This window comes from Nesterenkonia marinintestina (assembly GCF_025420485.1).
GTDB classification, from domain to species: Bacteria; Actinomycetota; Actinomycetes; order Actinomycetales; family Micrococcaceae; genus Nesterenkonia; species Nesterenkonia marinintestina.
Genome location: NZ_JAOEFD010000005.1, coordinates 127,856 through 139,774 on the forward strand (window position 1 = coordinate 127,856; position 11,919 = coordinate 139,774).

Below are 11,919 nucleotides of genomic sequence, written 5' to 3' on the forward strand. Positions count from 1 at the left end.
GGTTTCTGGGGTGAGCACCGCCCTGTACCGCCGCTATCGTCCGGACACCTTCGCCGACGTCATCGGGCAGGAGCACGTCACCGCCCCGCTGATGACCGCCCTGGACAAGGACGCGGTCTCCCACGCCTACCTCTTCTCCGGTCCGCGCGGCTGCGGGAAGACCACCTCCGCCCGCATCCTGGCGCGCTGCCTGAACTGCGCCGAGGGTCCGACGCCGACGCCCTGCGGCACCTGTGACTCCTGCGCGGATCTGGCCACCGGCGGCCCGGGCTCCCTGGACGTGATCGAGATCGACGCGGCCAGCCACGGCGGCGTCGACGACGCCCGTGATCTGCGCGAGCGCGCCACCTTCGCCCCGGTGCGGGACCGGTACAAGATCTTCATCATCGACGAGGCCCATATGGTCACGGCGGCAGGCTTCAACGCGCTGCTGAAGATCGTGGAGGAGCCGCCGGAGCACATCAAGTTCATCTTCGCCACCACGGAGCCGGACAAGGTCATCGGCACCATCCGCTCCCGCACGCACCACTACCCCTTCCGCCTGGTCCCTCCGGAGCCGCTGCTGGACTACCTGGATCGGCTCTCCGGGGAGGAGGGCGTCTCGGTCGCACCGGGAGTGCTGCCCCTGGTGCTGCGCGCCGGCGGCGGGTCGGTGCGTGACACGCTCTCGGTGCTGGACCAGCTCATCGCCGGGTCCTCGGCCGAGGGCATCGCCTACGACCGGGCGGTCGCGCTGCTCGGGTTCACCCACTCTGCGCTGCTCGACGACGTCGTCGACTCCCTGGCCTCCCGCGACGGCGCCCAGGCCTTCGACGTGGTGGACCGGGTGGTCCAGTCCGGGCAGGATCCGCGGCGGTTCGTCGAGGACCTGCTGGAGCGGATGCGGGATCTGATCATCGTGAAGTCGGTCCCGGAGAACCCGGAGGCCATCCTCCGCGGCGTCGCGGCGGACCAGATCGCGAAGATGCAGGAGCAGGCCGGCACGGTCGGCTCCGGCGAACTCTCACGCTCGGCCGACGTCACCGCCCAGGCGCTGACGGACATGGTGGGGGCGACCTCCCCGCGTCTGCACCTGGAGCTGCTGATGGCCCGGCTCCTGCTGCCCCACGCCGACGAGGGCACCTCCAGCCTGGCCGCACGGTTGGACCAGATGGAGCGTCGTCTGGAGTTCCTCTCCGGCGGCGGCGCACCGCAGCCCGCTCCGAGCCCCGAGCCGGTTCCGGCCCCGGCGACCACCACCACTCAGGCCCGCGAGGCCGCGTCGGAGTCAGAGGCCGAGGCCGAGCGTCCGGAGCCCCCGCAGCCGGAGCGGCCCGAGGCCGAGCACCCGGAGCACCCGGAGTCCTCGCAGCCTGCGGCGCCCTCCGGTGAGTCCTCGCGCGCGGAGATGATGCAGCGCGCATGGCCCGACGTCGTCCATGCCCTGGCCTCGCAGTCCCGTCTGGTGTGGATGCTGGTGAAGGACAACACCTCGGTCGCCGGCTTCGACGGCCGGACCCTGACCCTGTCCTTCGCCAACGACGGCGCCCGCGGCACCTTCGCCAACAGGAACGGGGAGCGCGCCCTGGGTGCGGCGATCCACCAGGTCCTGGGCATGGAGGTCGGGTTCGATCTGATCACAGGAGGCGCTCCGCCGGCGGCTGATCAGGACCCAAAAGGCCCTAGCCGGTCGACGCCGGCTGAGGATGACGCCGCCCCGGCCTGGGTGCGCGAGGAATCCCCCGAGGAGCAGCCGCCCCCGGACGACGAGCCCCCGCCGGAGGACCCCCACGATCTGCCGCCCTCTCCTCACCCGGCGCAGGCGGAGGAGCCCTGGACGGACCCCGCCGACGAGCCTGAGGAGCCTGGGGAGTCCAAGGAGGCCGAGGAGCCCGACCACCCGGACGGGCCGGCCGACGCCTATCGCCGCACCTCCGCACCACAGGTTCCGGCGTTCGCCCGGCCCAGTCAGGCGGCTCCCACCCCGACGCAGGACTCCCCCCGCGCCCCAGGCCCGGCAGGCCCGTCAGACTCGGCAGACCATGCAGGCACCCCGGCGCCGTCGTCCTCATCGCCCGACTCATCGCCCGACTCATCGCCCGCCTCCTCGAAGATCGCCGCGATCCGGGAACGGATGGCGCGCCGCCAGGAGCCGGAGGCCCCCTCGGAGCCGCCTCCCCCTCCTCCGGACCCCGCCGAGCCGCCCCCTCCCGAGGACGAGGTCCCCAGCGACGACGACATCGCGGTGGAGGACTCCGCGGTCTTCGGGCGTCGGGCCGTCGAGCGGCTCCTCGGGGGTACCCTCGTCGAGGAGCGTTCGCTGACCGGCGAGCCGCTCTGACCTCGCACCTGCTCAGAAAGGTCTCCCCACACCGTGTACGAAGGCGCAGTCCAGGACCTCATCGACGAGCTGGGACGGCTGCCGGGCATCGGCCCGAAGTCCGCCCAGCGCGTGGCCTTCCACATCCTCGAGGCGGACACCGAGGACATGCGGCGCCTGGCCGATGCGATCGTGACCGTCAAGGAGCGGGTGAAGTTCTGCGAGATCTGCTTCAACGTCTCGGAGGGCGCCCGGTGCCAGATCTGCCTCGATGAGCGGCGCGACCCCTCGGTGATATGCGTCGTCGAGGAGTCCAAGGACGTGATGGCCATCGAGCGCACCCGCTCGTTCCGGGGCAGGTACCACGTGCTCGGAGGGTCCATCAATCCGATCGCCGGCGTGGGCCCGGAGCAGCTGCATATCCGCGAGCTGCTCACACGCCTCTCCGACGACGTCGTCCAGGAGGTCATCGTGGCCACGGACCCGAACCTGGAGGGCGAGGCCACGGCCACCTATCTGGTCCGGATGCTCGGCTCAGTCGGGGTCCGGCTCACCCGCCTCGCGTCAGGGCTGCCGGTGGGCGGCGACCTGGAGTACGCCGACGACGTCACCCTGGGCCGGGCCTTCGAGGGCCGCCGGTCGATGACCTCGGAGTCATGACCCCGCGCAATATCTTTATCATAATGTGATCCCATTCATACGTGATGGTATTTCAGGTGATTTTCACGAATCCGCTCCCCCGGCTAAGTCCGTGGTCTCACCGCGATCTGCATGGAGAATCACGGTTCACCGTGGATTACGAAGGTCCGTGATGAAGGGGCCACTTTTCCCGCTTTCCGTACGCCCCGGGCGCAGCGGGAGACCGGACAGACTGTCATTGCCGGGTTCCACTCATTACTGTGGCGTACAGCACCGTTGTGTTCGCGACCACTCGCCGCGTCCCGACAGCGGTGCACACCTGATGCATCAGGATCATTCGCACCACGACGTGAGGGGACAGACATCATGCGCATCCGGAGGACGTCCAAGGCCATGCCGCTGACCGCGGTCACGGCGGTCGGGCTGCTGGCGCTGACCGCCTGCGGCAACGGAGACGGGAACGGCAACGGCGACGAGGACAACGGCGAGGCCGGGGGCGACGGAGAGACCATCACCGTCGCGATCGCCGGCGAGGAGCCCTACTCGTACCTCAACGACGAGGGTGAGCCGGAGGGTGCGACCATCGCCATCGCCGAGGAGATCCTCGGGGAGCGGATGGGCTACGAGGTCGAGGCTGAGCTCACCGACTGGGACTCGCTGATCCCGGGCCTCAACGCCGACAACTGGGACGTGGTCTCGGCCGGTATGTCCATCACCCCGGAGCGCTGCGAGCAGGCCGACTTCTCCGAGCCGGAGATCATGTACACCACCGCTCTGCTGGTCGAAGAGGGCAACCCGTACGACGTGGAGACCCTCGACGACGTCAAGGAGGCCCAGGACGACGGCGAGGACATCTCCGTGGTGACCCTGACCGCCGGCGTCGAGGCCGGGTTCTCCGACGACATCGGCGTCGACTACGAGGGTGTGGGCAGCGCCGAGGACGGCGTCGAGTTCGTCGAGGGCGGCCGTGCCGACGTCTTCGCACTGACCGCCATCTCCCTGAACGCCATGACCGACGAGATGGAGGGCGTCGAGGTCACCGACGCCTTCGTCCACGAGGTCGGCGCCGGCTCCACCGTGTTCCCGCAGGGCGACACCGAGATGCTCGACGAGTACAACGAGCACCTCGCCGAGCTCAAGGAGGACGAGGAGCTGCTGGATCTGATCGAGCCCTTCGGCTTCACCGAGGCTGAGGTGCCCCCGGCGGAGATGACTGCCGACGAGCTCTGCGAGGGCGACATCGAAGCGCTCAACGAGGAGTACCTCGAGGACGAGTGATCGGCTCCTGAGCCGCGGCCACACCGGTCGATGCGGTGGTCGGTCCGCCCATGGCGGACCGGCCGCGGCATCGGCCGGATCCGACTGATGAGGGGACCGTTCGCAGACTATGGACTGGCTGGACACGCAGAGGGACAACTTCCAGGTCCTGAGCAACTTCTCGGAGCGACTGATCGACGGTCTGGTGACCACGGTCCAGCTCACCGTGCTCGGCGGTGCGGTCGCCTTCCTCGTCGCCGTCGTGCTGGGACTGATGGCCGGCAGCCCGAGCCTCTGGCTGCGCGGCCCGGCCCGCGTCCTCATCGAATTCTTCCGCGGCATCTCGCTGCTGGTGCTGCTGTTCTGGCTCGTCTACGTGCTTCCGATCTTCATCATCCGCTACGACATCCCCATCCCCGGACCGCAGGACCACACCTTCGCCGTCGGTGTGGCGGCGCTGGGGATCAACTACGGCGCCTACGCCGCCGAGGCCGTGCGCGCCTCGCTGACCACCGTCCCCAAGGGCCAGTGGGAGGCGACCACCGCACTGTCGATGTCCTGGCAGCACAGGATGCGACGGATCATCTTCCCCCAGGCCTGGGCGCTGATGATCCCCTCGCTGGCGAACCTGTGGATCCACCTGCTCAAGGGCAGCGCCATCGTCTACATCCTGCCGCGGGTCAACGACCTGACCTTCGAGCTGAACAATCTGCGTCGTCCCACCGACATCTGGTTCTCCCACGCCCTGGTCGGACTGATCACCTACTTCCTGCTGGCCCTGGTCCTGCTGTTCGTCATGCAGGCCCTCGAGGCCCGGGCGAAGTACCGGCTGGGCCGCGGCCCCGGTCTGCGCGAGGTGTTCTCGCTGCGGCTGCGTCCGGTCAGCCCCGACGGCGCCGGAGGGTCGGCGATGGGCGAGGACGAGACGGTCGAGCCGAAGGCCGGAGCACGCGCAGGAGGTGAGGAGCGATGAGCACGCTGAGCACAGCCGCCGTGCTGGCGCAGGAGGTCGACGAGCCGACCATCATCGACGACTCCGGCCCCATCTTCGACTGGGGCTTCGCCGTCGACATCCTCCCCGACATGCTCATGGCGTTCCTCCAGGTCACCCTCGTGGTGACTCTGGTGGGCACGCTCATCGCCGCGGTGCTGGGCCTGGTCATCGCGATCCTGATCATGGTGCTGCCCGGTCCGCTGGCGTGGATCGTCCGCTGGGCGGCGAACTTCATCCGCATGACGCCGATCGTGGTCCAGCTGATCTTCCTGTTCTGGACGTTCCTGTGGATGGATCCGATGACCATCGGCATCATCGTGTTCGGGGTCCACTACGCGACCTACATGTCCGAGGTGTACCGCGCCGGGATCGAATCCGTGCCCAAGGGCCAGTGGGAGGCGACCACCGCCCTGTCGATGTCGGCGATGCGCACCTGGCGCCGCGTCGTCATCCCCCAGGCCCTGCGCTCCACGGTCCCGTCGCTCGGGAACTACGCGATCTCGATGTTCAAGGACACGCCCTTCCTGTTCGTCATCTCGGTCGCGGAGATGGTCACCGTCGCCCAGACCATCGGGGCCCAGACGTTCCGCTACAACGAGCCGATCACCATCGCGGGTCTGATCTTCCTCGCCGCGAGCTACCCCACAGCCGTGCTGATCAACCGATTGGAGAAGCGCCTTGCCTACGCCCACTGAGCCGGCGTCCGCCCCGGCACCCGACACCGAGGAGACAAGCGGCGCCCCGGTGATCGAGTTCGTCGACGTGGAGAAGCGATTCGGCGACAACGTCGTGCTGAAGAACCTGAACTTCACCGTCGAGCGCGGCGAGCGCGTCACCCTGGTCGGCCCCTCCGGGTCCGGGAAGACGACCATCCTGCGGCTGGTGATGACCCTGGAGGAGCTGACCGGCGGCTACATCTACATCGACGGCGAGCCGCTGACCCACCGCGAGAAGGACGGCAGACGGGTCCCGGTCTCGAAGAAGGAGCAGAAGCGGCTGCGCACCCGCATCGGCATGGTGTTTCAGCAGTTCAATCTGTTCCCGAACATGACCGTGCTGGAGAACATCATCGAAGCGCCGGTCCATGTGCTGGGCCGGCCGAAGAAGGAGGCCGTCGCCAAGGCGCACGACCTGCTGGGCCAGGTGGGGCTCTCCGACAAGGCCGACGCCCATCCGACCTCGCTCTCCGGCGGACAGCAGCAGCGTGTGGCGATCGCCCGCGCACTGGCCATGGACCCGGAGATCCTCCTGCTCGACGAGGTCACCTCGGCCCTCGACCCGGAGGTCGTCGGGGAGGTGCTGAACATCCTGCGCACCGTGGCCGAGACGACGAACGTGACCATGCTGATCGTCACCCATGAGATGGGCTTCGCCCGCGACGTCTCGCACAAGGTCATGATGTTCGACGGCGGCCACGTCGTGGAGTCCGGTCCCCCCGAGAAGATCTTCACCGACCCGGACCACGAGCGCACCAAGTCGTTCCTCTCGGCCGTGCTCGGCGACAACTGAGGCGATCCCGGATGTCCGAGCCCTCAGAGCGCACCACCCACGACGAGCCCGACGCCGAAGCGCCGACCACCGGGATCCACCCGTTCCTCGTACTCGGCGCGGTCATCGTCGTGGCCGCGATCAGCACCTGGCTCATCCCCGCCGGTGCATTCGACAGGGAGGAGGTCGACGGCCAGGAGGTCGTCGTCGAGGGGTCCTACCAGGCGGTCGACGAGGCACCGGCCGGCCTGACCGACGTCTTCACCTCGATCCACCTCGGGATGGTCGAGGCGGCGGCCATCATCTTCTTCATCTTCGTCGTCGGCGGGGCGTTCGGCGTCATGCGCCGCACCCAGGCGGTGGAGGTCGGCATCACCGCCCTCGCCGGACGGATGCGCCGCTCCCAGATCCTCATCATCCCCATCCTGATGCTCGTCTTCGGCATCGCCGGCGCCTCCTTCGGCATGTTCGAGGAGGCTCTGCCCTTCGTCCTCCTCCTGGCGCCGATCGCCGTCCGACTGGGCTACGACTCCATGACGGGGACAGCCGTCGTGCTGGTCGGCGTGGCCACCGGGTTCATGGCCGCGATGACCAACCCCTTCACCGTCGGCGTCGCCCAGGGGATCGCCGAGGTCCCCCTGTTCTCGGGCATCGAGCTGCGCGCGGTGATGTGGGTGACAATGATGGCCGTCTCCATCGCCTTCGTCATGGTCTACGCCTCGCGCGTCCGGCGGGACCCGGCCCGGAGCCTGACCCGCGCGGCCGACGCGCGCGCCGTCCGAGCCGATGAGGAGGCCGGAGTCGACGAGGAGGACCCGCGGCTGAGCATGCGCCAGGCCGCGGTGCTGCTGCTCCTGGGCCTGAGCCTGGTGGTGATGGTGTGGGGAGTCCTCGCACAGGGCTGGTTCATGACGGAGATCGCCGCGCTGTTCGTGGCCTTCGGCCTGGCCTGCGGACTCATCGGGGGCCTCGGCCTCAACGGCACGGTCGAGGCGTTCGGCGAGGGGTGCCGCGAGATGGTCGTCGGAGCCCTGGTGGTCGGCTTCGCCTACGCCGTGCTCCAGGTCCTCTCCGACGCCGCCGTGATCGACACCATCCTGCACGGCGTCTCCTCGTGGGTCGCCGGCGCCGGCGCGGCGGTCGCCGCGGGCGGCATGCTGGGGGTCCAGGCGCTGATGAACATCGTCATCCCCTCCGGATCGGGACAGGCCGCGCTGACCATGCCCATCATGACCCCTCTGGCGGACCTCGTCGGAGTCGACCGGCAGACCGCGGTGCTGGCGTTCCAGCTCGGCGACGGGCTCACCAACATACTCACCCCGACGAACGGGCTGCTGCTCGCAGCCCTGGCCCTGGCGAAGATCTCCTGGTTCACCTGGGCGCGCTTCATCTGGCCGCTGATCCTCGTGCACGCCGTCATCGCCCTCGGCTTCGTGCTGGCCGCACACCTGTGGATCTGGCCCGGATCCTGATCCTCGACCCCGTTCTTCCCACGACAAGGACACCCGCCCATGACCACGCTCCCCCACGCCCTGAGCACCCTCGACGAGCACCTGCCGTGGGTCCTCGACACGTACCGGGACCTCCACCGCCACCCGGAGCTCTCGCTGCGTGAGCACCGCACCGCCGGGCGCGTGGTGGAGGAGCTGCGGGCCATGGAGGCGGCCGTCGGAGCCGTCGACCACCCGTCCGGCGGATTCGAGATCATCGAGGGCGTCGGGGGCACCGGGGTGATCGCCGTGCTGCGAGGCGGCGACGGACCCACGGTCCTGCTGCGGGCCGACATGGACGGCCTGCCGGTGCGGGAGGAGACCGGACTGGAGTGGGCCTCCGTCGACACCGGCATCACCTACGACGGAGACGGGCCGGTCCCGGTCATGCACGCATGCGGCCATGACACCCACGTCGCGTCCCTGTTGGGGAGCCTGCGCCTCCTGCTGGACGCGCGGGACGGCTGGTCGGGCACGGTGGTCGCGGTGTTCCAGCCGGCCGAGGAGCAGCACAACGGCGCCGAGAAGATGGTCGCCGACGGACTCGTCGGGCGGATCCCCACGGCGGACGTGGCCCTGGGCCAGCATGTGATGCCGGGGCCGGCCGACGCGGTGGAGATCGCCGCCGGCCCGATCATGGCCGCCTGCGACGACTTCCGCATCACCCTGCGCGGCCGGGGCGCACACGGCGCATCACCGCACCTCGGGCTCGACCCGGTGGTGATGGCCGCCTCGCTCGTGATGCGCCTGCAGACCGTGGTCTCCCGCCACACCGACCCGGAGGACGCGGCAGTGCTCAGCGTGGGACGGATCGAGGGCGGCACGAAGAACAACATCATCCCCGAGCATGCGGTGGTCGAGGGCACCGTCCGCAGCTTCGACCCCGAGGTCAGCCGCCGGTGCTGTGAGCTCATCGTCCGGATGGCCCACGCCGAGGCCGACGCCCACGGAGCCCCGGAGCCCGAGGTCAGGTTCTTCGACCGGCTGCCGGTCACCGACAACGACCCCGGCGTCGTGGACACGGTGCGAGGGGCCCTCCGTGAGGCGCTCGGCGAGGACCGCGTCGCCGAGATGCCTCGGGCCTCAGGCTCCGAGGACTTCTCCGTGCTCCCCGACGCCTTCGGGACCCCCTACGCCTACTGGAACTTCGGCGCCTTCGACCGGGAGTCCTGGCTCGCCTCGGAGGATCCCCACGGCGAGTTCCCCGACAACCATTCCCCTGCCTTCGCCCCTGTGCCCGAGGTCAGCCTTCGCACCGGAGTCACCGCCATGACCGCCGCGGCATGGGCCTGGCTCGGACGACGGTGACCGCCGCGGCACGGACGCATAGACTTGGACCGCACACCAACCATCACAGGAGTGAGTCAGAGCCGATGAGCCTCATCGTCCAGAAATACGGCGGGTCCTCCGTGGCCGATGCCGAGAGCATCAAGCGGGTGGCCCGACGCGTGGTCGAGACCAAGCGGGAGGGCAACCAGGTCGTCGTCGTCGTCTCCGCCATGGGTGACACCACCGACGACCTCCTCGACCTGGCCGCCGACATCACCGACCGTCCGCAGGACCGTGAGATGGACATCCTGCTGTCCTCCGGCGAGCGCATGTCCATGGCGCTGCTCGCCATGGCGATCAACGAGCTGGGCGAGACCGCACAGTCCTTCACCGGGTCCCAGGCCGGGATGATCACCGACGCCATCCACGGCAAGGCCCGCCTCATCGAGGTCAATCCGAACCGCGTCCACGAGTCCCTGGACACCGGCCACATCGGCATCGTCGCCGGCTTCCAGGGCATGAGCCGCGAGTCCCGGGACATCACCACCATGGGCCGGGGCGGCTCGGACACCACCGCGGTGGCCCTCGCCGCGGCGATGAACGCCGACGTCTGCGAGATCTACACCGACGTGGACGGCGTCTTCACCGCCGATCCGCGGGTGGTCAAGCGCGCACGGAAGATCGACGTCGCCAGCAGCGAGGACATGCTCGAGATGGCGGCCAACGGCTCGAAGGTCCTGCACCTGCGCTCGGTGGAGTACGCCCGCCGCTTCGGCGTGAAGCTGCACGTCCGCTCCTCCTTCAGCGACAAGGAGGGAACCTGGGTCATCCCGGACCCCGAAGACAAGATCACCATCCAGGAAGGCGAACCCTTGGAACAGCCCATCATCACCGGACTTGCCCACGCCGCGGAGGCGCGGATGACCATCACCGGCATCCCGGACGAGCCGGGACGGGCTGCCGCGATCTTCAACGTGGTGGCCGAGGTCGGCACCAACATCGACATGATCGTCCAGGACGTCTCCGACGAGACGAAGATGACCAACATCTCCTTCACCCTCCCCGGTGCTGACGGGAAGAAGACGTCGGACGCCCTGGAGGCCCAGCGGGACTCCATCGGGTTCGAGGACCTGGTCTACACCCCCGAGGTGGGCAAGGTCTCGCTGGTCGGCGGCGGCATGCGCCATCACCCGGGCGTCTCGGCGAAGTTCTTCTCCGCGCTGCGCGACGCCGGCATCAACATCACCCTGATCTCCACCTCGGAGATCCGCGTCTCGGTGATCACCAAGATCGAGGACATGGACCGTGCCGTGGAGGCGCTGCACACCGCCTTCGGTCTGGACAGCGACGAGGAGGCCACCGTCTACGCCGGCTCCGGCCGCTGACGAGGCCACGACATACACACAGGCGGCAGGTTCTCTGACTGATCAGAGGTCCTGCCGCCTGTGCGTACGGTGCGAGATACGTGATGAGTGTAACCCAGATCTCAGGTGGATTTCAGGAAGCCCACGGTTTCGCGGTGTTGTCTGAGCGCGAGCATGACATTCGGCGTACCGCACACCACCAGCGGGTGAACAGATACACCGAGGACTTCCTCGCCCGACGACACCAGGGGCGGAAGCACCCGGTGGAGGACTTCCTGTTCACCTACTACTCCCACTCCCCCGGCCAGCTGGCCCGGTGGCATCCGGGCGCCGGCGTCGTGCTCGCCGGCGCCGGGGACGAGGAGCCCGTGCGCCGCCGGTTCTACACCACGGTCGACGACGGCACCGCGGCCGGCGGAGCGACGGTCGACGTCGAGGAGTTCGTGGCCGAACGCGGGTCGATGATCGGCTTCGCACGGCGGCTGCTGTCCTCGACGGCGGCACGGCCTGCCGCGCTCGGGTGCTTCGGTCTGCATGAGTGGGCGATGGTGTACCGGTCGGAGCAGCATGGGCAGCGGCACGATCAGGTGCCCCTGCGCCTGGGCGCCGACGGCACCGACGAGGTCGTGGAGTCCCTCGACATCCGCTGCACACACTTCGACGCCTACCGCTTCTACACACCCTCGGCACGCCCGCTGAACTCGCTGCGGCCGACCCGGGAGGACCAGGCGGAGATGGAGCAGCCGGGGTGCCTTCACGCCAATATGGACCTGTACAAGTGGGCGTACAAGCTCGTGCCGGGCGTGGGCTCGGACCTGCTGATGGACTGCTTCGACCTGGCCTGGCGCATCCGCGTGCTGGACATGCGCGCCTCCCCGTACGACCTCGCCGACTGGGGCTACGAACCCGTGCGGATCGAGGAGCCCGCCGGGCGGGCCGAGTACGTCCGCGCGCAGATGGGCTTCTCGGAGGAGGCGCAGGTGCTGCGCGGCAGGATCCTGGCGCAGCTGGACCTGATTGAGGAGCTGGCGGATTCCGTCGAGTCGGCGGGTCTGAAGGACCTCGGCGCGGACATGTCATAGGTCCCTCGTAGCGTGGTGGGTGATCGGAGGAGACGAT

At 69.0% G+C, this 11,919-nt stretch carries 10 protein-coding genes; all 10 read left to right on the forward strand.

Annotated features, from left to right (window positions below; translation table 11 throughout):
- Window positions 1-10: 10 nt before the first annotated feature.
- The gene (locus N7E59_RS05840; RefSeq protein WP_261623979.1) at window positions 11-2,320 is read left to right on the forward strand and encodes a DNA polymerase III subunit gamma and tau; all 2,310 of its coding nucleotides are present in this window, start codon (window positions 11-13) and stop codon (window positions 2,318-2,320) included.
- A gap of 33 nt (window positions 2,321-2,353) precedes the next feature.
- The gene (gene recR, locus N7E59_RS05845; protein WP_261623980.1) at window positions 2,354-2,959 is read left to right on the forward strand and encodes a recombination mediator RecR; all 606 of its coding nucleotides are present in this window, start codon (window positions 2,354-2,356) and stop codon (window positions 2,957-2,959) included.
- Between the two features lie 345 nt (window positions 2,960-3,304).
- On the forward strand, window positions 3,305-4,216 hold the full coding sequence (locus N7E59_RS05850; RefSeq protein WP_261623981.1) for a transporter substrate-binding domain-containing protein: 912 nt from the start codon (window positions 3,305-3,307) through the stop codon (window positions 4,214-4,216).
- A 109-nt stretch (window positions 4,217-4,325) separates the two neighbouring features.
- A complete protein-coding gene (locus tag N7E59_RS05855) occupies window positions 4,326-5,168 on the forward strand; it encodes an amino acid ABC transporter permease (RefSeq protein ID WP_261623982.1) in 843 nt (280 codons plus the stop codon).
- Window positions 5,165-5,884 (forward strand): ectoine/hydroxyectoine ABC transporter permease subunit EhuD, encoded by a 720-nt coding sequence (gene ehuD, locus N7E59_RS05860; protein ID WP_261623983.1) that lies wholly within the window; start codon window positions 5,165-5,167, stop codon window positions 5,882-5,884. Before N7E59_RS05855 ends, ehuD begins: the two co-directional genes overlap by 4 nt.
- Window positions 5,868-6,698 (forward strand): ectoine/hydroxyectoine ABC transporter ATP-binding protein EhuA, encoded by an 831-nt coding sequence (gene ehuA, locus N7E59_RS05865; protein ID WP_315942990.1) that lies wholly within the window; start codon window positions 5,868-5,870, stop codon window positions 6,696-6,698. Before ehuD ends, ehuA begins: the two co-directional genes overlap by 17 nt.
- An 11-nt stretch (window positions 6,699-6,709) precedes the next feature.
- Entirely contained in the window at window positions 6,710-8,149 is a 1,440-nt protein-coding gene (locus N7E59_RS05870; protein WP_261623984.1) for a YfcC family protein, read from the forward strand.
- Window positions 8,150-8,188: 39 nt separating this feature from the next.
- Window positions 8,189-9,475, forward strand: coding sequence for an amidohydrolase (locus tag N7E59_RS05875; RefSeq protein WP_261623985.1), 1,287 nt, complete (start codon window positions 8,189-8,191; stop codon window positions 9,473-9,475).
- Between the two features lie 65 nt (window positions 9,476-9,540).
- Window positions 9,541-10,821 (forward strand): aspartate kinase, encoded by a 1,281-nt coding sequence (locus tag N7E59_RS05880; RefSeq protein ID WP_261623986.1) that lies wholly within the window; start codon window positions 9,541-9,543, stop codon window positions 10,819-10,821.
- Between the two features lie 83 nt (window positions 10,822-10,904).
- A complete protein-coding gene (locus N7E59_RS05885; RefSeq protein WP_390905015.1) occupies window positions 10,905-11,882 on the forward strand; it encodes a 3-methyladenine DNA glycosylase in 978 nt (325 codons plus the stop codon).
- Window positions 11,883-11,919 lie beyond the last annotated feature (37 nt).

Excerpts from the sequence above, each read along its gene's own strand:
- N7E59_RS05850 (WP_261623981.1), top strand. The coding sequence starts at position 3,305 with ATGCGCATCCGGAGGACGTCCAAGGCCATGCCGCTGACCGCGGTCACG.
- N7E59_RS05855 (WP_261623982.1), top strand. The coding sequence starts at position 4,326 with ATGGACTGGCTGGACACGCAGAGGGACAACTTCCAGGTCCTGAGCAAC.
- ehuD (WP_261623983.1), top strand. The coding sequence starts at position 5,165 with ATGAGCACGCTGAGCACAGCCGCCGTGCTGGCGCAGGAGGTCGACGAG.
- N7E59_RS05870 (WP_261623984.1), top strand. The coding sequence starts at position 6,710 with ATGTCCGAGCCCTCAGAGCGCACCACCCACGACGAGCCCGACGCCGAA.
- N7E59_RS05875 (WP_261623985.1), top strand. The coding sequence starts at position 8,189 with ATGACCACGCTCCCCCACGCCCTGAGCACCCTCGACGAGCACCTGCCG.
- N7E59_RS05880 (WP_261623986.1), top strand. The coding sequence starts at position 9,541 with ATGAGCCTCATCGTCCAGAAATACGGCGGGTCCTCCGTGGCCGATGCC.
- N7E59_RS05885 (WP_390905015.1), top strand. The coding sequence starts at position 10,905 with ATGAGTGTAACCCAGATCTCAGGTGGATTTCAGGAAGCCCACGGTTTC.